Below are 20,669 nucleotides of genomic sequence, written 5' to 3'. Positions count from 1 at the left end.
CCGCCGAACCTGCGACAATGACCGCGCTGCATCCCCGTTCAGCCTCAGCCCGCCAAGCTGCCGAAACTTGCGACCCCGCGTGGGCCGCGCGCGGCCGCACCTCTCCGGATGACGCCCCCCAGCATGACGACCGAAACGCCCATCGTCCGCCTGACCGACCTGCGACTGGATCGCGGCGGCCGCGCCGTGCTGCGCGACATCAACCTGTCGGTGCCGCGCGGCAGCATCGTCGCCGTGCTGGGCCCCTCCGGCAGCGGCAAGTCGACCCTGCTGTCGGCGCTGACCGGCGAACTCGCGCCCGCCGCGGGCCGGGTCGAAGTGCTGGGCCAGGACGTGCCGCGGCGTTCGCGCGCGCTGCTGGAACTGCGCAAGGGTCTGGGCGTGCTGCTGCAGGGCAACGGCCTGCTTACCGACCTGACCGCGGCCGAGAACGTGGCGCTGCCGCTGCGCACCCACACCGATCTGCCCGACGCGCTGATCCGCCGTGTGGTGCTGATGAAGCTCAACGCGGTCGGCCTGCGCGCGGCCGCCGACGCTTACCCGCGCGAACTCTCCGGCGGCATGGCGCGCCGGGTCGCGCTGGCGCGCGCGCTGGCGCTGGACCCGCCGCTGATGATCTACGACGAACCGCTGACCGGCCTGGACCCGATCGCCTCGGGCGTGGTCATGAGCCTGGTCCGCCGTCTCAACGACACCCTCGGCCTGACCAGCATCATCGTGACCCACCACGTCCACGAAACCCTGCCGGTGGCCGACCACGCCATCGTGATCGCCAACGGCGGCATCGTCTTCTCCGGTACCCCGGCGCAGCTGGAAGCCAGCACCGACCCGCTGGTGCAGCAGTTCCTGCGCGGCCAACCCGACGGCCCGATCGCCTTCGACGCCGCGCCGCGCACGGCGGAGGCCGCCTGATGGCCTTCGTCGAAGCCACCCGCCAGCTCGGCCGCGCCGGCCTGTTCACCCTGTCGGTGTTCCGCGCGTCCAAGCCGACACCGGACTTCTTCCGCGAGCTGGTCCGCGAGATTTACAAGATAGGCGCACGTTCGCTGCCGATCATCGCCGTTGGCGGCGCGTTCGTGGGCCTGGTGCTGACTCTGCAGGGTTACCGCACGCTCGCCACCTTCGGCGCCAGCAACTCGCTGAGCACCCTGCTGGGGCTGTCGCTGTACCGCGAACTCGGCCCGGTCCTGACCGCGCTGCTGTTCATCGGCCGCGCCGGCAGCTCGATCGCGGCCGAACTGGGCCTGATGCGCGCCACCGACCAAATCACCGCCCTGGGCCTGATGGCGATCGATCCGGTCGGCAAGGCGGTCGCGCCGCGCTTCTGGGCCGCGGTGCTGAGCGTGCCGCTGCTGACCGGTTTCTTCTGCAGCTTCGCGATCGCCGCCAGCTACCTCGAGGCCGTGCACGTGATCGGCCTGGACCCGGGTTACTTCTGGCCGGCACTGAAGGACAACGTCGATTTCGTCGACGACTTCTGCGTGGCCTTGTTGAAGTCCGGGGTGTTCGGCGCCACCTCGGCGCTGGTCGCGGCCTACGTCGGCTACCACGCCGAACCGACCATCGAGGGCACCTCGGTCGCCACCACCAAGGCGGTGGTCAACGCGTCCCTGCTGGTGCTGATGTTCAACTTCGTCATGTCCGCATTGTTGTTCCAGTAGCGAATCCCTTCCAAGAACCCGCACGTCCTTGTGCGGACTTTCCAATGCAACACCCGCTCCTTTGGCGGTTAACGATCGGTACTTGGAGACCCACCTCATGTCCGTCCGCAGTCCCCGCATCGAATTCGCCGTCGGCGCGTTCCTATTGCTCGCCCTGGCCTCGCTGCTGGTGCTGGCGATCGCCTCCACCAACGGCAAGTGGGGCTTCGGCGGCGACAGCTACGCGCTCAAGGCCCGCTTCACCACCATCGGCGCGCTGCGCCCGAACGCCCCGGTCAAGATCGGCGGCGTCGCGGTCGGCCAGGTCGCCCATATCGAGCTGGACCCCAAGACCTTCGAGTCCAAGGTCACCCTGGCGATCAACAGCCGCTACAAGGGCCTGCCCGCCGACACCTCCGCCGGCATCTTCACCAGCGGCCTGCTGGGCGAGAGCTATATCGGCCTGACCCCGGGCGGCGATCCGGAGCCGCTCAAGCCCGGCGACGAGATCTTCCTGACCCAGCCCGCAGTCGACCTGATCCAGTTGGTCGGCAAATACATGTTCAGCGGCGGCGGCGCCCAGGGCGGCGACAAGAAGGACGCCGCGGCGCCCGCCACCGAAGACGTTCCGGCGTACCTGCAAGGCGACGCCGCCCCCACCCACGACGAGAGCAAGCCATGAAGCGCAACCTCATCTCCCTCGTAATCGCCTCGGCGCTGCTCGCTGCCGCGCCGGCGGTCGTGTTCGCGCAGTCCGCGCAACCGGCCTCGACCGCGCCGGCCGGATCGCCCAGCCAGATGGTGCTGAGCAACAGCACCCGCATCCTGAGCACGCTGGAAGCGCGCCGCGCCGAGTTCACCAAGAACCGCGCCGCGCTGAGCAAGTTCATCGCCACCGAGTTCAACCAGATGTTCGACCGCGACTACGCGGCGCGCCTGGTCCTGGGCGCGCACGGCCGCGGCGCCTCCGATGGCGACGTCAAGCTGTTCGCCGACGCGCTCAGCACCAGCCTGATGCAGCGCTACGGCTCCTCGCTGCTGGACTTCAACGCCAAGCTGCAGGTGCGGATCAAGTCCGAGACCCCGCTGCGCGGCGGCGCCATCGTCAAGGTGTCCAGCGAATACCTGCGCCAGGGCGGCGAGCCGGTGCCGGTGGACTACCTGATGCGCAAGGTCGGCAGCAACTGGAAGGTGTTCGACGTGATGGTGGAAGGCGTGAGCTTCGTGCAGACCTTCCGCAACCAGTTCGACACCCCGCTCAAGCAGAAGACCATCCCGCAGGTCGCCGCCGACATCCAGGCCGGCCGTCTGCAGGCCCAGGCCCAGGGCAACTGAGCATGAGCGCGGCCACGGTCCGACGCGAAGGCGAGGCGCTGGTGTTCGCCGGCGCGCTCGTACGCACGGCGGTGGCCGCGTTGTGGCGGCAGGCCCAGCCGCTGCTCAAGGATCAATCGCTGCGCCGCCTGGACCTGGGCGCGGTGAGCGAGGTCGACAGCGCCGGCCTGGCGCTGTTGGCCGAACTCGCCGCACGCGTGCCGGGCCTGAGCGTGATCGGCACGCCGCCGGGTTTGACCGAGCTGCGCGCCGCCTACCGACTCGACGAGGGACTGGGCTTTTCCAGCTGATCCCGAACACACCGTTGCGGTCGCCATCGCCCCTGGGACGTGGCCGGGCCGCCCTTAGCGAATAGACTGCGACCATGCGCTCCCCCTCCTCCGTAATCGCCCTCGCTCTCGCACTGTTGCCGCTGGCGGCCAACGCCCAGCAGATGTCCGCGCAGCAGCGCACCACCTACGAAGCCTGTCTGGCGGGCGGCGACGGCAGCGCCGACGCGGCCCTGGCCTGCCGCCGCGAGATCGAGGACGGCAAGAGCGGGGCCGACGCAAGCGCGCCGCCGTCGCTGGACGAACTCGCGGCCCGGACCGAAGCCGCCGCGGCCGCCCAGGACGCCGCCGCCGCCGCGGCCGACGCCAAGGCCTCCGCCATCGAAGCCGCGCAGGCGTCCAACGCGCTCGGCGCCGAGGCCAGCGCGGCCTCCGAACCGGTATCGGCCGAAGTCGAAGGCGTTGCCGCCAACGCGACCGAAGCCGGCGCGGCCGCCGCCGCGGCAGCGGCGCAGGAAGCGGCGATCGCAGCCGCGCAAGCACCCGCAGCGACCGATGCCGGCCAGGCCGACCCCAACCAGGCCGATCCGCGCACCGACGCCGAGCGCGACTTCGACTCGCTGTACGGCTCGCAGTCGCAGGAGTACGACCCGGTCGCCGACCCGACCCTGCCCGCGCCGGCCTCGCTGCCGCAGATCTACGATCCGTGGGAGCGCTACAACCGCAAGATGCACCGCTTCAACAACGCGGTCGACCGCTACATCGCCAAGCCGCTCGCGCGCACCTACGTGCGCGTGGTCCCGCGCCCGGTGCGCCTGGGCGTGAGCAACTTCTTCAACAACCTCGGCCAGCCGGTGTCGGCGGTCAACGCCCTGCTGCAGGGCAAGCCCAAGCAGGCCGCGCAATCGCTGGGCCGCTTCGCGCTCAACAGCACGGTCGGCATCGGCGGCATCTTTGATCCGGCCAGCGACGCCAAGCTGCCCAACCGCAGCGAGGACTTCGGCCAGACCCTGGGCATCTGGGGCTGGAAGCGCTCGCGCTACCTGGAGCTGCCGCTGTTCGGCCCGCGCACCGTGCGCGACGCCTTCGGCGCGGTCGGCGACGCCCCGCTCAGCCCGCTGCGCCAGGTCGAGCGCGACCGCATCCGCATCCCGATCCAGGGCCTGCAACTGGTCGACGTGCGCGCCCAGCTGATGCCCACCGACGCCCTGCGCGAAGGCGCCGAGGACGACTACACCCTGGTCCGCGATTCCTGGATGCAGCGCCGCGACTACCAGATCTTCGGCGATCGCATGGACGCCGAAGACCAGGGCCTGCCGGACTACCTGCGCGACGACAGCAACCCCAGCGTGCCGGCGGATGCGATGCCGCTGATGCCTACGGACGCGAACTACAACCGCTGATCGAAAGATCAAAGTCTCTGCGCATTGAGCCCCTCTCCCGCTTGCGGGAGAGGGGTTGGGGTGAGGGCCGGCGCGAGCGCGTAGCCACAACCTCACCCCGCGCCCTCATCCGCCCTCCGGGCACCTTCTCACCTTTGGACACCCTGCGGGCGCCGCTAGCGGGAGAAGGGAAGATCAAGAATGCTTCGAAACGCGTCTCGCCCGTAGGATGTGGCGAGCCATAGGCGAACCGCATCGTCACGCCAATCGGAAGCCCGCAACAATCGAACGCATGACGACGACGGGCTCGAGCCCATCCTGCATCGTCATAGTCGAAAGCAGCAGCCGGCGCGGCTGCGTCGGCGCCCAGGATTCAATCGCGGCTCACGCCGCTCCCACAGACAGCGGCGCGTCTGTCGAATGTCGCGACGCTCAAGCCTCGTCCTCGTCGCCGACGAAATCGCTGCCCAACAAGCGCCGCGCCTCGTCCGCCGGCAGCGTCTCCACGCCCTTCAACTGGCGCTCGATCGCGCGCGTGCGCACGCCGGCGGCGTCGATGCTGTTGCGTACCGTGTCCAACTGCGTGCGGGTCTTCTCCAGCACGCCGGCGAACTTGCCGAACTCGTTCTTGACCGCGCCCAGCAGTTGCCAGACTTCGCTGGAGCGCTGCTCGATCGCCAGCGTGCGGAAGCCCATCTGCAGGCTGTTGAGCAGCGCCAGCAAGGTGGTCGGCCCGACCAGGGTGACGCGGAAATCGCGCTGCAGCGTCTCGAACAGGCCCGGCCGGCGCAGCACCTCCGCGTACAGGCCCTCGGTGGGCAGGAACAGCAGCGCGAAGTCGGTGGTGTGCGGCGGCGCCAGGTATTTGTCGCGGATGCGCTTGGCTTCGACCTTGACCTGACGCTCCAGGCCGGCCGCGGCGACCGCCAGCGCCTCGGGATCGGCGCGGTCCTGCGCATCGAGCATGCGCTCGTAGTCCTCGCGCGGGAACTTGGCGTCGATCGGCAGCCGCACCGGCTGGTCGGCGCTGGTGCCGGGCAGGCGCACCGCGTATTCGACGCGCTCGCCGCTGCCGGGCACCGTGGCGATATTGCTGTCGTACTGCTCGATCGTGAGCACCTGCTCCAGCAAGGCGCCCAGCTGCACTTCGCCGAAGGTGCCGCGGGTCTTGACGTTGGTCAGCACGCGCTTGAGATCGCCGACGCCGTTGGCCAGCTGCTGCATCTCGCCCAGGCCGCGCTGGACCTGCTCCAAACGCTCGGACACCAACCGGAAGGATTCGCCCAGGCGCGTTTCCAGCGTGGTCTGCAGTTTCTCGTCCACGGTCGCGCGCATCTGTTCGAGCTTGGCGGTGTTGTCGGCCTGCAGCTCGCGCAAGCGCTCTTCCAGGGTGGCGCGCAGTTCGCCGATGCGCAGCTCGTTGCGCTGGGTGAGTTCGTTGAGGCGCTGGCCCAGGCCTTCGGCGAAACGCTGCTGCAGCTCCGCCGCTTCGCCGCGGCCTTTGCGCGCGTCCTCGGTCAGGGCCTCGCGCAACACGTCCAGGCGCTGATCGGTGCGCTGGGTGAGTTCGGTCAGGCGCCCGCCGAAACCCTCGATACGCTGCTCCTGCGCCGCCGACAGGCTGTCCAGCTGCTGGCGCAGCTCGCCGCGCCCCTCGCGCTGCTCCTCGCGCAGCGACTGCTCCAGGCGCCCGTCGGGCTTGCGCAGCAACAGCACGATCAGCAACACGATCGCCACCAGCACGGCGATCAACAGCAGGGTCAGCAGCAGCGGGGTTTCGGCCATGGCGACAGTGTAGCCCGGGGCCTCTCAAGGACTGAGAAAGCGCTGGCTCCCGACGGCATGCTCGGCCGGCCGCACCGTCGATTCAGGAGCTCCGATGACTACCCCGCGTCAGCGATTGGCCAAGATCGCACGCATAAGACTGGCGATTCAGGCCATTGCGATCCTGCCCGCCGTCGTGGCCATGACGGTGGTCTGGATCCCGTGGGCTCAGCACTCGTCGTTCCAGCAATGGTGCGTTTCCCATTGGTGGGCGCTGTTGCTGTCGGGCGCGGTCGTGTACATCGCGGTCGCGTGGGCGCTGAGTTTTCTGCTGCGCTGCCCGCATTGCCGCTATCGGCTGTCGCGCGCGCACACGCCCACCTGGGCCATCGCCCGACACAACGCGCACGTGCGCTACTGCGCGCATTGCGGTCTGGCACTGGACGCCGCGCGCAGCGGCTGACGAAACCGGGGACGGACCGCAGCCCGAGCTTGCGGGCCGTCACGGCGCGGCGCTTAGCCAGCCCGGGTTGTCCTTCCACCGCGCCTCCAGAAACTCCACGAACGCCCGCACCTTGGCCGGCACATAGCGCCGCTCGGGCATCACCGCGTGCACGTCCAGGCCGGTGAGTTCCCAGTGCGGCAGCACGCGTTCCATGCGGCCGTCGCGGATCTCGTCGGCGATAGCGAACTCGGGGATGCGCGCGATGCCGGTGCCGGCGAGCACGGCGGCCTTTAGGGCGAGGCTGGAGTTCGCGTCCAGGCGCGCGCCCAGGGCCACGCGCACGACCTCGCCGGCGTGGCGCAGCTCCCAGGTGCGGCCGGTCGCGGCCAGGCTGAAATGCAGGCAGTCGTGCGCGGGCAGTTCGTCCGGGCGCTGCGGGCGGCCGCGCCGGTCCAGGTACTCGGGCGAGGCGCACAGCCAGACGCGGCTGTAGGAGATCGTGCGCGCCACCAGGCTCGACGCTTCCAAGCGGCCCAGGCGGATCGCCAGATCCTGGCTCTCCATCACCAGGTCGGTCGGGCGGTCGTCCAGCTGCAGGTCCAGGTCGATCTGCGGGTAGCGGGCCAGGAACGCGCCCACGTGCGGGGCGACGTGCAGCACCCCGAAACTCATCGGCACCGACACCCGCAGCCGGCCCTGCACCAGCTCGCCGGTGCCGGCGACCGCGTCCTCGGCCGCGCGCGCCTCGGCGAAAGCCGACTGGGCATGGCGCAGATAGGCCTGGCCGGCCTCGGTCAGGCTGAGCCGGCGCGTGGTCCGGTGCAGCAGGCGCGTGCCCAGCCGCCCTTCCAGCGCCGAGACCTGCTTGCTGACCGCGGCCTTGGACAGGCCCAGGGCCTCGGCCGCGCGCACGAAACTGCCCAGTTCGGCCACGCGCAGGAAGGCGAGCAGGCCGGCGAGGTCGGGGACGGGCAGACGCCCCTGCGGAATTGTTGACATAGGGAAACAGTCTAACCACCTCCGAGCCGATTATCCGCTGCCTCGAAATCCTTAACTTGGCCTCGTCCCGCCCCCACCGCCCCGGTACGACGCCATGAACCCCACCACGAAGCGCCTACTCCTCACCCTGCTGGCTGGCAGCCTGGTCGGCGCCATCTTCGTGATCGGCAAGCTGCTGCTGGGCCGCGGCCTCAGCCCGCTGATTGTTTCCCTGATCCAGACCGGCGGCGCCGCCGCGGTCCTTCTGGCGGTGCAGCGCGCGCGCGGCGAGCGCCTGGCGCTGGACCCGGCCTCGCGCCGTTTCTATCTGATCGCCGCCCTGATCGCGGTCGCCGGCTCGGCCTTGCTCGGCAACTGGGTGCTGGCGCGGATCCCGGCCGGCATCTTCACCGTGGTGGTGACCCTGTCGCCGATGTTCACCTCCCTGTTCAACGGCCTGGTCGAGCGCCGCTGGCCGTCGCCGACCGCGATGCTGGGCACCGGCCTGGGCCTGCTCGGCGTGTTGCTGGTGCTGGTGCCGCGCGCCAAGTCGGTCGAGGCCGAGCAGGCGCTGGCGCTGGCCGTGGCCCTGGGCGTGCCGGTGCTGCTGGCGATCGGCAACGTCTACCGCAGCCGTTACTGGCCCAGCGGCCTGAGCGCGCCGATGTCCAGCGCCGGCACGATGCTGGTGCAGGCGCTGGCGGTGCTGCCGCTGATCGCCGCGAGCGGTCAGCGCGCGAGCCTGGACCAGCTGGCCGCGTCCTGGCCGCTGCTGCTGGCGATGGTGCTGGTCACCCTGTCGGCCAACGTCGCCGCCGCCGCCCTGCAGCGCATCGCCGACTCCGTCGCCTACAGCCAGATCGGCTATGTGGTCGCGCTGACCGGCGTGGTCTGGGGCGCGCTGCTGTTCGGCGAGCGCCTGGGCTGGGGCTTCGTGCCGGCGATGGCGCTGGTGTTCGCCGGCGTCGTCCTGGCCAACCGCCGCGTCGCCGCCCCTACTCCGGCGATCGCCGCGAGTGCCGCGCTGCCCGTCCTGGGCGGCGCGCGCTGATCCACCCACCCCCCTCTCCCCTCGGAACTCCGACATGCGCCTCTCGTTCGCCCGCCGCTTCCTGGCCCCGCTGTTCGCCCTGCTCGCCGCCGCCCCCGCCCACGCCGACCTGCGCGAACCGCTCACGCGCGACAACAGCGCGGTGCTGATGGTCGACTACCAACCGCAGTTCGTGTTCTCGGTGCAGTCGATCCCGGTGCTGGAACTGATCAACAACGCCGTCGGCCTGAGCAAGGCGGCCAAGGTGTTCGAGGTGCCGACCTTCTACGCCACCATCAGCGCGCAGAGCTTCGGCGGCCCGTTCTTCCGCCAGCTCAGCCAGGCGCGTCCGGAGCTGACACCGTTCGATCGCACCTCGATCGACGCCTGGCAGGAGCCGCGCCTGCGCGCCGCGATCGCGGCCAGCGGCCGCAAGAAATTGCTGGTCAGCGGCTTGTGGACCGACAGCTGCGTGACCCTGCCGGTGCTGTCCGCGCTCAGGGACGGCTACGAGGTCTACGTGGTGGTGGACGCCAGCGGCGACGTCAATCGCGAATCGCACGAGATGGCGGTGCAGCGCATGATCCAGGCCGGCGCGGTGCCGGTGACCTGGATGGCGGTGATGCTGGAATGGCAGGGCGACTGGGCGCGCGGCGACACCGGCGCGCAGGTGCAGAAGATCGCGCAGGAACACGGCGGCGGCTGGGGCCAGGGCATCGACTACCATCAGCGCATGGTCGCGCCGCGCAAGTAAGCGCAGTTCGCGGGCGCCACGGCTGGATCGCCACGCGGCGCTCCGGCCGTCGGCGTTACAGTGACGGCTTCCTCAGCTATCGCGGCGATGCCCACGTTCGCCGCCCGGAGTCGTCATGGCCGCCTGGTTCACCGTTGCCGCCCCTTTGATTCCCGAAATCCTGCGCCTGGCGCGGCCCTATTTCACCCGCGCGCCGCAGCCGGCCAGCGCCGCCTCCGACATGGTCGCGGTGCAGATCGCCGAACTGCAGGACGTGGCGGCGCAGAACGCCGAGTCGATCAAGGTGCTGGCCGCGGAGATGCAGAAGACGTTGGCGACGCTGCAGGAGGCGTCGATGACGCTGGAGCAGCGGTTGCGCCGCGCGCGCCGCTTGAGCCTGGTGTCGTTGGCGCTGGCGGGGGTGTCATTGGCGGTCGCGGTGGCGAGTTACGCGCTGGTGCGCTGAAGGGCCGAGCGCGGCTGCGCGCGTGTGCGCATGCGCTTCCTGTGGGAGCGGCGTAAGCCGCGATCGCGAAACCGCACCTATCGGCGCGCGCCGCGCGTCGCGTCGTTCGCCAGTCTCCGCGCGGGTCGCACTTTCGCCGGCGCTCGATCGCGGCTTACGCCGCTCCCACAGAGAGCGGGGAGCGCTCGGAGTAGCGGTGACTTGCGTCGTCGTGCGGGCTTTCGCGATCGCGGCTTACGCCGCTCCCACAGAGAGCAGGGAAGCGCTCGGAGTAGCGGTGACTTGCGTCGTCGTGCGGGCTTTCGCGGTCGCGGCTTGCGCCGCTCCTACAGGGGTGGGCGTTCGCGGACAGCGGGGCGGCGCCGCCCCGTAGGCAGCAGGAGCGGCGCGGTCGATCAGTCCAGCACGCGGCAGAACACCGCCTTGAGGTAGCGCGACTCGGGCACCTGCGCCAGCCAGGGGTGGTCGGCGCCGGCGCCGGAGACCTTCAGCACCTGCACGGTGCGGCCGGCGTAGAACGCGGCGCGGCGGATCATGTCCAGGAACTGCTCCTCGCTGACCAGGCCGGTGCAGGAGAAGGTCGCGAACAGGCCGCCGGGCTTGACCACGCCCAGGGCCAGCTTGTTCATGTCCAGGTACTTCTTCAGCGCCGGGATCACCTGCTCGCGGTCGCGGGTCATCTTGGCCGGGTCCAGGATCACCACGTCGAAACGCTCGCCGGCGTTCCCCATGTCGCGCAGGTAGGGAAAGATGTCGGCCTGGACGAACTTGACGTGGGCGTTGTTGAGCTTGGCGTTGGCCTTGGCGATGTTGATCACGTCGGCGTCGATGTCCACGCCGATCACTTCCTCGGCGCCGCGCGCCTTGGCGTAGACGCCGAAGCCGCCGGTGTTGCAGCACAGGTCGAGCACGCGCTTGCCGGCGACCTGGCGCGACAGCCATTCGCGGTTCTCGCGCTGGTCGGCGAAGAAGCCGGTCTTGTGCGCGCCGGCCGGATCGGCGCGGAAACGGATGCCGTACTCGGTGATGGTCGCCGGCGGCACCGCCTCGGTGCCGCGGAAATCGAAGCTCTCCTGCTTCTGCACGTGCTCGTCGGCGAAGGCGTAGAAGCGGCAGCCGGGGAATTGCGCGCGCAGCGCCTCGTAGATCCATTCGCGGTAACGGAACGCGCCGGCGCTGAAGTACTCGACCACCAGCAGGTCGCCGTAGCGATCCACCACCAGGCCGCTGAGGCCGTCGCCCTCGCTGTGGACCACGCGCCAGGCGTCGCTGACCTCGTCCAGCTTGAGCACGTCGCGGCGCAGCGACACCGCCGCGGCGATCTTGCGCGCGAACCAGTCGGCGTCGACGGCCACGTCCGGGTCGTTCTCGAGCATGCGCAGGGCGATGCGCGAATGGCCGTTGTAGAAGCCGCGGCCGATCCACTCGCCGTCGACGCCGATCACCTCGACGATGGATCCGGGCTTGGGGCGCTGGGCGGGCTTGTCGACCAGGCGCTGGAAGATCCAGGGATGGGTGGATTTCCAGGCGTTCTTGAGGCGTACCGTAGGCAGATCATTGTTCATCCACGCATTTTACGCGGGTTGGACGCGGCGCCGGGGATTTGCCTGCGCCGCGGGCCCGCGCCCATGTCCCATCGGCGGGACAAACTGGCCCGCCCCGCCCGGCTTGTATTCGCGCCCGGCGGTGCCAATCTCGCAAACATGCACCTGCCCACTCCCATCGCCCCGCCCGACACCCCGGCCCAGCGCGCGGCCGATCGCGGCCGCTTCGTGCGCGCCCTCAACGCCAGCCTGGCCTTCGTGTTGGTGTTGGCGGCCGTCTACAGCGCGCAAGGCCAGTTCGACGTCGGCGCCTGGTCGGTGCAGCCCTGGTCGCCGGAAGGCCTGCTCGGCCTGTTGACCGCGCCGTTGCTGCACGGCTCGATCGAGCACCTGGCCACCAACGCGATCTCGCTGTTGATGCTGGGCCTGCTCGCCGGCGGGGTCTATCCGCGCGCGACCCTGCGCGCGCTGCCGCTGATCTGGCTGGGCTCGGGCCTGGGCGCCTGGCTGCTGGGCAACGCCGGCAGCCACCACCTCGGCGCCAGCGGCCTGACCCACGGCCTGATGTTCCTGGTGTTCGTGCTGGGCCTGCTGCGCCGCGACCGGCCCTCGATCGCCGCGGCCATGATCGCCTTCATGTTCTACGGCGGCATGCTGCTGACCGTCCTGCCGCGCGAGCCGGGCATTTCCTGGCAGGCCCACCTGGGCGGCGCGCTCGCGGGCGTGATCGCGGCCTTCCTGTTCCGCCACAGCGACCCGCTGCCGCCGCGCAAGCGCTACAGCTGGGAAGACGAGGAAGACAGCATGGTGCCGGCCGCCGACGAGCTGGAACCGCCTAGCCCGCGCGAGGTGCCGGTGCTGTGGAATCGCCCCGATCCCGAGCAGGGCGTGGTCCTGCGCTTTCCGCCGCGGCGCGAACCGTGAACGCCGCGGCTTAACCCCGTCACGGCGGCAGGCTAGAGTGGCGCATGCACCGCGGCCCTGTCGGCCGCAAGGAAACCGCCCGATGCGCCTCGCTCCCCGTGCCCTGGCCCTGAGCGCCCTGCTGCTCGCCAGCCCGCTGGCCGCCGCCAAGGGCGCCTGCCTGATCAAGGGCGAGCTCTACGGCATGGCGTTCACCGACTGCAGCGAAGTGGACGCGGCCAACCCGTCGGCGGACTACAAGGCGCAGTGCGAGTCCAGCGTCGCCTCGATCCAGTCCAGCGGCGGCAGCGCGACCGCCACCGTCGGCGCCGCCTGCCCGGCCGGCGCCCAGGGCGCGTGCGAGAACCCGATGGGCCAGAAGGTGCGCACCTACTACTACGCCCGCAACCCGCAGATGCTCGCCATCACCCAGCGCAGCTGCGAAAGCGCGGGCGGCACCTGGCGCAAGCCTTGAGCGCCACACGAGCGGATCGGCCATGACCTGCGCCCTGCTGGTGATCGACGTGCAAAGCGGCCTGTTCGACGGCGACCCGCGCCCGGACGACGCCGAGGCCGTGATCGCGCGCCTCAACTCGCTGATCGCGCGCGCCCGCGACGCGGGCACGCCGGTGATCTTCGTGCGCCACGAGCGCATCGGCACCTTGCTGGAACCGGGCACGCCGGGCTGGGCGTTCCAGGCCAGGCTCGACGTCCACGACGACGACCTGATCGTCGGCAAGACCTCGCCCGACGCCTTCCTGCGCACCTCGCTGGAAGGCCTGCTGCAATCGCTGGGCGTCGATCGCCTGGTGATCGGCGGCTACGCCAGCGATTTCTGCGTCGACACCACCACCCGCCGCGCGGCCGCGCTGGGCTATCCGGTGACCCTGGCCGCCGACGCCCACACCACCCACGACAAGCCGCACCTGACCGCCGCGCGCATCCGCGAGCACCACAACGCGACCCTGTCCGACATCGTCAGCTTCGGTGTCGAGATCCGCGCGATCGACAGCGCCGAGATCCAGTTCGAACGCAGGCACGCCGGCGCCCCCAACGTCGCCCTGCGCTGAACGCGAGGGCTTATTCGCTGGCGCGCACCACGGGCGGTCCGCTCGATCCGCGCAGGGCATAGGCGCTTTCGTGGCGGTCGAGTTCGCCCAGGCTGGACAGCTCGCCCAGGCGCAGTCGCCCGTCGTGCACGCTGACGCCGCGGAACGGGTTGTCGGTATACAGATTGGAGCCCTGCAGATAGTCGACGCCGGGCTCGGCGTTGGGATTGTCGATGCGGTAACCCAGCTGCGCCATCAGGGCCTGGCCCAGGCCGTAGTGGCTGATCCAGCCGCCGTTGCCGGGCGGCAGGCGATCGCTCAGGCCGCGGCTGCGCACCAGCACCGGCACCTGCGCGACCTGCGGGGTGAGCACGTTGTGGCCCCAGACGCCGTTCTCGCCCAGCATCTGGCCGTGGTCGGAGGTGACCACGAACAAGCCCTTGCCCGGCAGGCGTTCGAAACGCCGGTACAGTTCCGCGGTCAGCGCGTCCTGGTACAGCAGCGAATTGTCGTAGGCGTTGAGCTGGCGGGTCGCGAAAGGCAGGGTCAGGGCGGTGGGCCAGCGCGCGTAGCGCTGGCCGTGCTGGGCGTAGTTCTTCTCGTAGGGCAGATGCGCCGAGCGCAGCATCACCACCACGAAGTTGCGGGTACCCGGCGTGATCCGCCGGACCATGTCCAGCACCGCGTCGTCGCGCGCCTCGATCACCCGCTTGGTGTCGGTGTCGCGCGTGCGCACCACGTCGATGCTGGCCACGTCGAGTTCGTTGAGCAGGTTGCCGCTCTGCGTGGACAGCCAGTAAGTGCGGTAGCCGGCGCGCCGGGCCAGACGCATCAGATTGGTCTGGTAGGAGCGCTGCTGGGCCAGGTTGCCGGGCTCGCGCACGCCGTTGATCAGCAGGGTCAGCGAGGCCGAGGTCGCGGTGGCGCCGGCGATGCCGTGGTGCCAGCGCGCCTGTCCCTCGCGTACCCATTGCGACATCGTCGGCGTGGTGTCGCGCGCGTAGCCGCTCAGCCCCCAATGATCGGCGCGGGTCGAATCGAAGATCACCAGCCACAGGTTTTGCGGCAGGGCCGCCTCGGCGATCGGCTCGCGCACGACCCGGTACGGTTGGTACTGCAGGTCGTAGGACTGCACCGGTTTGCCGATCAGGTTGACGGCGTAGAAACTGAAGGTGTTGATCGAGTTGTGCAGCGAGCTGCGCGCGGGTGCCGGCATGTATTGCGGCATCGCGCGCTGGCTGGCCTTGTAGGGTTTGGTCGCCAGCACCAGGGCCAGCACCAGCAAGGCGATCGGCGCGCGCGGCAGCGGCAGGCGCGGCAGGCCCAGGTTGTAGAGCGCGAACAGCAGCGCGTAGGGCAGGGCGCCGGTCAGCAGGGTCGGCCAATGCGCGCGGGCGCCGGCGAAGGTGGCCTCGGCGATGTCCGGGGTCTCGCGCGGAATCATCGCCAGGTCCACCGGCGTCAGCGGCCGGCCCATCGCGGCGATATGGCACAGCTGCAACAGCTGCATCAGGGCGAATACCGTCAGCAGCGCGTTGGCGGCCCAGCGGCTGCCGCCCAGCCACAGACACAGGTGCATGAAGAACAGCCCCAGCACCCAGGGCAGCTGCAGCCGCGCCAGGTTGTGCGGGCTGGTGAGCTGCTGCAGGAAATCGTCGCTGAGCATCAGCGCCGCGCTCAAGCCCGCGACCGCTGCCAACGTCGCCCAGCGCAGCAGCCAGGCCGGCCGATCCGGCCGCCGCGTAGACGGTATCGCCACTATCGGGCCCTGCATGTCGCCACCTCGGAAGCCAAGTGGCGATGGACCTTAGGTAGGTGATTTCCCCTACGCGTTAAGGATTTGCTGATCTACAGAGAAAATGCACGCATAAAACGCTCCGAACCAAGCATAAGCGTGCGCAATGGATGCCAAGTCTTAACGCATGTTCAGCCGGCGCGAAAGACGCCCCTCCTATCGCCCGGACGTAAGCCTTTGTGGTCGTTGGATTTGCTTCCACCGAACGCGGGCGGGCGGCGCTTCGGATACGACGGCGGCGCGCCGGTTTCACATTTTCGTCACGCGATGAGCCTGCCGGCCGTGTTACGGCCGCCGCATCTGCAATGCTAGCGTCGCGCCTGTTCATACGACCGGATCCCTTCGATGCGCTTCGCCGCTGCTTTTGTGTGCCTGCTTGCGCTGACCGCCTGCCAACGCGCGCCCGATGCGCCCGGCGAAGGCTACGACGAGTCGGCCGCGGCCGACGCGCGCCGGATCGAGGCCGACGTGCGCTACCTCGCCGACGACCTGCTGGAAGGCCGCGAGACCGGCAGCCGCGGTTACGACCTGGCCGCGCTCTACGTCGCCCAGCGCCTGCGCGCGATGGGCCTGCGCCCGGCCGGCGAGAACGGCGGCTATACCCAGCGCGTGCCGCTGCTGCGCGCGCAGCGCCTGGCCGAGGGCAACGAACTGGTGATCGAACGCAAGGGCGCGACCACCGCGCTGCGCTTCCGCGACCAGTTCCTGCCGCTGCTCAACTTCGACCGGCCGCAGGCGCGGGTGGAGGCGCCGGCGGTGTTCGTGGCCCAGGCCGTGCACGCGCCGGAGCTGGGCCATGACGATTTCGCCGGCCTGGACCTGCGCGGCAAGATCGCGGTGCTGTTCGGCGGCGCGCCGGCGCGCTTCGCGTCCGATCAGCGCGCCTTCTATTCCAGCACCGACGAAAAGCTGCGCGCGCTGGCCCAACGCGGCGCGGTCGGCGCGGTGTTCGTGGCCACCACCGGCGACGAACAGACCTATCCCTGGGCGCGCTCGGCCGAAGACTGGCAGCGCCCGGGCATGCGCCTGCGCGGCGCCGACGGCCGCGCCCTGGACAGCACGCCGCAGCTGCAGGTGGTGGCGCGGGTGAGCACGGCGGTGGCCGACGTGCTGCTGGCCGGCAACGGCCACACCGCGGCCGAGCTCTACCGGGCCACCGACGCCGGCCGCCTGCGCGGTTTCGAATTGCCCGGCCGCATCGTGCTGGCCGCGCGCAACAGCATCGCGCCGCTGGAGTCGCGCAACGTGGTCGCGCGCCTGCCCGGCAGCGAGCGCGCGTTGGCCGACGAGCACGTGGTGTTCAGCGCCCATCTCGACCACGTCGGCCTGGGCCCGCCGGTGGACGGCGACGCGATCTACAACGGCGCGGTCGACAACGCCCTGGGTGTGGCGGTGATGCTGGAAGCGGCACGCAAACTGGCCGCCGCGCCGAGCGCGCCGCGGCGCTCGATGCTGTTCGTCGCGGTCACCGGCGAGGAGAAGGGCCTGCTGGGCGCGCAGTGGTTTGCCCAGCATCCGACCGTGCCCGGCGCGGCCCTGGTGGCCAATCTCAATCTGGACATGCCGATGCTGCTGGCGCCGACCCGCGACGTGGTGCCGATCGGGATCGAGCACTCCAGCCTGGCGCCGCTGCTGCGCCAGGCCGCGCGCGACGTCGGGGTGAAACTGTCGGCCGATCCCGCGCCGGAACAGAGCCTGTTCGTGCGCAGCGACCAGTACGCCTTCATCCGCGCCGGCGTGCCCGCGGTCTACCTCAACGGCGGCATCGAGGGCGCCGGCCTGGGCGACGACCCGCGCGCGGCCCAGCGCGAGTACCTGCGCCTGCGCTACCACCAGCCCAGCGACGATGTCCGCCAGGCCATCCAGTACGCCGACGCCGCGCGCCTGGCCCGACTCAACGCGCGTCTGGGCCGCCTGATCGGCGACGCATCGCAGCGCCCCGCCTGGAACAGCGGCGATTTCTTCGGCCGGCGCTTCGGCGCCGCCGCATCGCAGGGGACGACGAATGCACGCTGAGCGCCCGCACCGACTCGCCGCGCTGCTGCACTGGCCGTTCCTGCTGGCGCTGGGCCTGCTGATCCTCAACGATGCCGTGCTCAAGGCGGCCTGGCACAACGCCTTCACCGGCAAGCTCTCCGATTTCGCCGGCGTGTTCGCCTTCGCCTACTTCTGGGCGGCGGTGGCCGGGCGCGCGCGCGTGGCGATCCATGTCGCGGTGGCGGTGGCGTTCGCGTGGTGGAAGTCGCCGTGGTCGGCAGGCGCGATCGCGGCCTGGAATGCGCTGCCGCTGTTCGATGTCGCGCGGGTGGTGGATTACGGCGATTTGTTCGCTCTGGCCGTGTTGCCGCTGTCTTGCAGCGTGCTGGCGCAAACGTCGACGCCGCGGATCGCTGCGGGCCGCCAAGCCGCCTGGCCCTCCATGTTGGTCGCGGCAATCGCGATGGTAGCTTTCACCGCGACCAGCCGGCCCATGACGACGGTGACGATCGAAGGCGGCGCGGTATATCTGGTGCCGCTGGCGCCGGAAGAGATGTTGCTGCACTCCGACGACCGGGAACACTTCCGGTGGAGCGAGCCAGGACGCTATCCGTTCGTGTTCTCTTGGCAGGATTGCTCGGTGGTGGCCGAGTTCGATCTGCAAAGCGCGGGGCGCATGAGTCAGATGAACCTGCGCCGCTTTATCACCAACGACTGCGACGTGCGCGAGGCCAAGCTCGCCGACTTGTTCCTAGCGATGCAGCCGCAACTGCGCGCGCGTCTGGGCGCACGGTTGCTACAACCATATGCCATTCCGGAAAACGCCCTGATCGAAGCGGGCGGGCAGGGTCGACCGCAGTGCCGTCCTGAAGATGCGGAACCCGCAGCGGATGCCCGAGCGACGAATTCGTAGGATGTGGTGAGCGCAGCGAACCGCATCGTCGCCTTCGATACGCCCGCGCCATGCCTGCGATGCGGTTCGCTGCGCTCACCGCATCCTACGTAGCGGCGAAGGCCGCGCGGCGCGGGCCTATACTCGGCGCATGAAGACTCTGGGCCTGCTGGGCGGCATGAGCTGGGAATCGACGGTTCCCTACTACCGCCAGATCAACGAGACCGTGAAGGAACGCCTGGGCGGCCTGCACTCGGCGCGGCTGCTGCTGTACAGCGCCGATTTCGCCCAGATCGAACGCCTGCAGCACGCCGGCGACTGGGACGCGGCCGGGCGCGTGCTCGGCGAGGCCGCGCGCGGCCTGCGCCTGGCCGGCGCCGAGCTGCTGGTGATCTGCACCAACACCATGCACAAGGTGGCCGAGCAGGTGGAGGCGCTGTCGGGCCTGCCGCTGCTGCACATCGCCGACCCCACCGGCGCGGCGATCCGCGCCGCGGGCCTGCAGCGCATCGCCCTGCTGGGCACGCGCTTCACCATGGAACAGGATTTCTACCGCCGGCGCCTGAGCGAACGCCACGGCCTGGAGGTGCTGGTGCCGGACGCGGACGATCGCGAGCGCGTGCACCGGGTGATCTACGACGAGCTGTGCCTGGGTGCGATCCGCGACCAATCGCGCCAGGCCTATCGCGCGATCATCGCCGGCCTGGTCGCGCGCGGCGCGCAGGGCGTGATCCTGGGCTGCACCGAGATCGGCTTGTTGATCGGGCCCGGCGATGTCGAGGTGCCGGTGTTCGACACCGCGGCGCTGCATGCGCGCGCGGCGGCGTTGGCGGCGATCGAGTAAGGCGCCGGCGTTCGGCTTGGCGCGACGATGCGGTTCGCTGCGCTCACCACATCCTACGAGGGCGTGCCGCTACGACGGTGAGTCGTAGGATGCGGTGAGCGCAGCGAACCGCATCGCGCCGTCGCCACCATCAACGCGCCGGCAACGGCAGCCCGCGAAACGCCTTCACCGTGCGCAGCACGAAACTGGAATTCACGTCGGCCACGCCGGCCTGATTGAGCAGGCGGTCGAGCAGGAAATGCGAGAAGTGCTCCAGGTCGCGCACCGCGACCAGCAGCAGATAGTCCATGTCGCCGGTCAGCGCATGGCAGGTGACCACCTCGTCCCACTCGTTGACGAAACGCCGGAACAGCTCCAGCGCGTCGGTGTCGTGGTGGTTGAGCTGCACCCGCACGAAGGCCTGCAGGCCCAGGCCGATGCGCTCGGGATCGACCTCGGCGCGGTAGCCGGCGATCACGCCCTCGCGCTCCAGTCGCTGGACCCGGCGCAGGCAGGCCGAGGCCGACAGGTGCACGCGTTCGGCCAGCTCGGCATTGGTCTGGCGGCCCTGGCGCTGGAGTTCGGCCAGCAGCAACAGGTCGGTGCGATCCAGCTCAACGGTGGTCATATTCGTGCAATGATTTCGTTAATGGCGCAATAATCATGCGCCGAAACCGAGTATCAGCGCAACAACGCAAGCTTATTGCGCGGAACCGGCGATACAGTCGTGGATCAACCAGGAATGCCGCCATGAACGCCACCACGCCGCAGCGCGTCGAACACCAGCTCACCGACAAGGGCTACGTGCCGGTCTATACGACCGCCGTGGTGGAGCAGCCGTGGTCGAGCTATACGGCCAGCGACCATGCGGTGTGGGCGCAGCTGTTCGAACGCCAGCAGCAGGTGCTGGTCGGGCGCGCCAGCGACGAGTTCCTGACCGCGCAGCGCGCCATGCACATGACGCCCGACCGCATCCCCAAGTTCGAGGACCTCAACGCGGTGCTGCGCGCGGCCACCGGCTGGGAGCTGGTCGGCGTGGAGGGCCTGCTGCCGGAACTGACCTTCTTCGATCACCTGGCCAACCGCCGCTTCCCGGTGACCTGGTGGATCCGCAAGCCCGAGCAGATCGACTACCTCAGCGAGCCCGACCTGTTCCACGACCTGTTCGGTCACGTGCCGCTGCTGATGAACCCGGTGTTCGCCGACTACATGCAGGCCTACGGCCGCGGCGGGGTGAAGGCGCACGCGATCGGCCCCGACGCGCTGGTCAACCTGACCCGGCTGTACTGGTACACGGTGGAATTCGGCCTGATCAAGCAGGCCGACGGCCTGCGCATCTACGGCAGCGGCATCGTCTCGTCCAAGGGCGAGTCGATCTACTGCCTGGACTCGGACGCGCCCAACCGCATCGGCTTCGACCTGGAACGGATCATGCGCACGCGCTACCGCATCGACACCTACCAGAAGACTTACTTCGTGATCGACAGCTTCGAACAGCTGATGGACGCGACCGCGCCGGACTTCACCCCCCTGTACGCCAAGCTCGCCGAACAGGGCTCGGTGCCGGCCGGCGAGGTGCTGGCCGGCGACACCGTCTACCACCGCGGCACCGGCGAAGGCTGGCTCAACGACGGCGACGTCTGA

General features: G+C 69.9%; 22 protein-coding genes. 17 read left to right on the top strand and 5 right to left on the bottom strand.

The features are described 5' to 3' along the window. Positions 1 to 123 precede the first annotated feature (123 nt). The 6 genes from V1318_RS12040 to V1318_RS12015 all read left to right on the top strand — a co-directional run bounded on the left by V1318_RS12040 (position 124) and on the right by V1318_RS12015 (position 4,647). Entirely contained in the window at positions 124 to 912 is a 789-nt protein-coding gene (locus V1318_RS12040; protein WP_332939918.1) for an ATP-binding cassette domain-containing protein, read from the top strand. Continuing rightward, positions 912 to 1,661, top strand: a complete 750-nt coding sequence (locus tag V1318_RS12035) for an MlaE family lipid ABC transporter permease subunit (RefSeq protein ID WP_332939917.1) — start codon at positions 912 to 914, stop codon at positions 1,659 to 1,661. Before V1318_RS12040 ends, V1318_RS12035 begins: the two co-directional genes overlap by 1 nt. 97 nt (positions 1,662 to 1,758) lie before the next feature. Next, the gene (gene mlaD / locus V1318_RS12030) at positions 1,759 to 2,322 is read left to right on the top strand and encodes an outer membrane lipid asymmetry maintenance protein MlaD (protein WP_332939916.1); all 564 of its coding nucleotides are present in this window, start codon (positions 1,759 to 1,761) and stop codon (positions 2,320 to 2,322) included. Beyond that, positions 2,319 to 2,975, top strand: a complete 657-nt coding sequence (locus V1318_RS12025) for an ABC transporter substrate-binding protein (protein ID WP_332939915.1) — start codon at positions 2,319 to 2,321, stop codon at positions 2,973 to 2,975. Before mlaD ends, V1318_RS12025 begins: the two co-directional genes overlap by 4 nt. A gap of 2 nt (positions 2,976 to 2,977) precedes the next feature. Further along, entirely contained in the window at positions 2,978 to 3,265 is a 288-nt protein-coding gene (locus V1318_RS12020) for an STAS domain-containing protein (protein WP_332939913.1), read from the top strand. A gap of 74 nt (positions 3,266 to 3,339) precedes the next feature. Next, the gene (locus tag V1318_RS12015) at positions 3,340 to 4,647 is read left to right on the top strand and encodes a VacJ family lipoprotein (protein WP_332939912.1); all 1,308 of its coding nucleotides are present in this window, start codon (positions 3,340 to 3,342) and stop codon (positions 4,645 to 4,647) included. Between the two features lie 411 nt (positions 4,648 to 5,058). On the opposite strand, the gene rmuC is transcribed toward V1318_RS12015, so the two are convergent. Then, entirely contained in the window at positions 5,059 to 6,354 is a 1,296-nt protein-coding gene (gene rmuC / locus V1318_RS12010) for a DNA recombination protein RmuC (RefSeq protein ID WP_332940057.1), read from the bottom strand. A gap of 172 nt (positions 6,355 to 6,526) precedes the next feature. Here rmuC and V1318_RS12005 point away from each other — a divergent pair, with 172 nt between their 5' ends. Beyond that, positions 6,527 to 6,853 (top strand): hypothetical protein, encoded by a 327-nt coding sequence (locus tag V1318_RS12005; RefSeq protein WP_332939911.1) that lies wholly within the window; start codon positions 6,527 to 6,529, stop codon positions 6,851 to 6,853. A gap of 39 nt (positions 6,854 to 6,892) precedes the next feature. Here the strand turns inward: V1318_RS12005 and V1318_RS12000 are convergent, their stop codons facing one another. Continuing rightward, a complete protein-coding gene (locus V1318_RS12000) occupies positions 6,893 to 7,834 on the bottom strand; it encodes a LysR substrate-binding domain-containing protein (protein WP_332939910.1) in 942 nt (313 codons plus the stop codon). Positions 7,835 to 7,928: 94 nt separating this feature from the next. Between V1318_RS12000 and V1318_RS11995 the strand changes: the two genes are divergently transcribed. The 3 genes from V1318_RS11995 (at position 7,929) to V1318_RS11985 (ending at position 10,042) form a co-directional block, all read left to right on the top strand. Continuing rightward, positions 7,929 to 8,864, top strand: a complete 936-nt coding sequence (locus V1318_RS11995; protein WP_332939909.1) for a DMT family transporter — start codon at positions 7,929 to 7,931, stop codon at positions 8,862 to 8,864. 34 nt (positions 8,865 to 8,898) lie between these two features. Next, a complete protein-coding gene (locus V1318_RS11990; protein ID WP_332939908.1) occupies positions 8,899 to 9,597 on the top strand; it encodes a hydrolase in 699 nt (232 codons plus the stop codon). A 115-nt stretch (positions 9,598 to 9,712) separates the two neighbouring features. Continuing rightward, positions 9,713 to 10,042, top strand: a complete 330-nt coding sequence (locus V1318_RS11985) for a hypothetical protein (RefSeq protein ID WP_332939907.1) — start codon at positions 9,713 to 9,715, stop codon at positions 10,040 to 10,042. A 395-nt stretch (positions 10,043 to 10,437) separates the two neighbouring features. Here the strand turns inward: V1318_RS11985 and V1318_RS11980 are convergent, their stop codons facing one another. After that, positions 10,438 to 11,607 carry a class I SAM-dependent rRNA methyltransferase gene (locus V1318_RS11980; protein ID WP_332939906.1) on the bottom strand — a complete coding sequence of 390 codons (1,170 nt, stop codon included), beginning with the start codon at positions 11,605 to 11,607 and terminating at the stop codon, positions 10,438 to 10,440. A 138-nt stretch (positions 11,608 to 11,745) separates the two neighbouring features. Here V1318_RS11980 and V1318_RS11975 point away from each other — a divergent pair, with 138 nt between their 5' ends. The 3 genes from V1318_RS11975 (at position 11,746) to V1318_RS11965 (ending at position 13,559) form a co-directional block, all read left to right on the top strand. Further along, positions 11,746 to 12,510: a rhomboid family intramembrane serine protease gene (locus V1318_RS11975; protein ID WP_332939905.1), complete on the top strand. Its 765-nt coding sequence runs from the start codon at positions 11,746 to 11,748 to the stop codon at positions 12,508 to 12,510. 82 nt (positions 12,511 to 12,592) lie between these two features. After that, entirely contained in the window at positions 12,593 to 12,964 is a 372-nt protein-coding gene (locus V1318_RS11970; protein WP_332939904.1) for a hypothetical protein, read from the top strand. A 22-nt stretch (positions 12,965 to 12,986) separates the two neighbouring features. Then, entirely contained in the window at positions 12,987 to 13,559 is a 573-nt protein-coding gene (locus V1318_RS11965; RefSeq protein WP_332939903.1) for a cysteine hydrolase family protein, read from the top strand. A gap of 10 nt (positions 13,560 to 13,569) precedes the next feature. On the opposite strand, the gene V1318_RS11960 is transcribed toward V1318_RS11965, so the two are convergent. Further along, positions 13,570 to 15,312, bottom strand: coding sequence for a phosphoethanolamine transferase (locus V1318_RS11960; protein WP_332939902.1), 1,743 nt, complete (start codon positions 15,310 to 15,312; stop codon positions 13,570 to 13,572). Between the two features lie 366 nt (positions 15,313 to 15,678). Here V1318_RS11960 and V1318_RS11955 point away from each other — a divergent pair, with 366 nt between their 5' ends. The 3 genes from V1318_RS11955 (at position 15,679) to V1318_RS11945 (ending at position 19,046) form a co-directional block, all read left to right on the top strand. Beyond that, positions 15,679 to 17,349, top strand: coding sequence for a M28 family metallopeptidase (locus tag V1318_RS11955; protein ID WP_332939901.1), 1,671 nt, complete (start codon positions 15,679 to 15,681; stop codon positions 17,347 to 17,349). Further along, a complete protein-coding gene (locus V1318_RS11950; protein WP_332939900.1) occupies positions 17,339 to 18,223 on the top strand; it encodes a hypothetical protein in 885 nt (294 codons plus the stop codon). The genes V1318_RS11955 and V1318_RS11950 overlap by 11 nt, the downstream gene beginning before the upstream one ends. A gap of 130 nt (positions 18,224 to 18,353) precedes the next feature. After that, a complete protein-coding gene (locus V1318_RS11945) occupies positions 18,354 to 19,046 on the top strand; it encodes an aspartate/glutamate racemase family protein (protein WP_332939899.1) in 693 nt (230 codons plus the stop codon). A gap of 130 nt (positions 19,047 to 19,176) precedes the next feature. Here the strand turns inward: V1318_RS11945 and V1318_RS11940 are convergent, their stop codons facing one another. Then, the gene (locus V1318_RS11940; RefSeq protein WP_332939898.1) at positions 19,177 to 19,653 is read right to left on the bottom strand and encodes an Lrp/AsnC family transcriptional regulator; all 477 of its coding nucleotides are present in this window, start codon (positions 19,651 to 19,653) and stop codon (positions 19,177 to 19,179) included. Between the two features lie 122 nt (positions 19,654 to 19,775). On the opposite strand from V1318_RS11940, the gene phhA reads away from it, so the two are divergent. Next, on the top strand, positions 19,776 to 20,669 hold the full coding sequence (phhA, locus tag V1318_RS11935) for a phenylalanine 4-monooxygenase (RefSeq protein ID WP_332939897.1): 894 nt from the start codon (positions 19,776 to 19,778) through the stop codon (positions 20,667 to 20,669).

Source organism: Lysobacter sp. CCNWLW3 (assembly GCF_036697405.1).
Taxonomy (GTDB): Bacteria; Pseudomonadota; Gammaproteobacteria; order Xanthomonadales; family Xanthomonadaceae; genus Lysobacter.
This window is presented reverse-complemented; position numbering and strand designations above follow the sequence as displayed.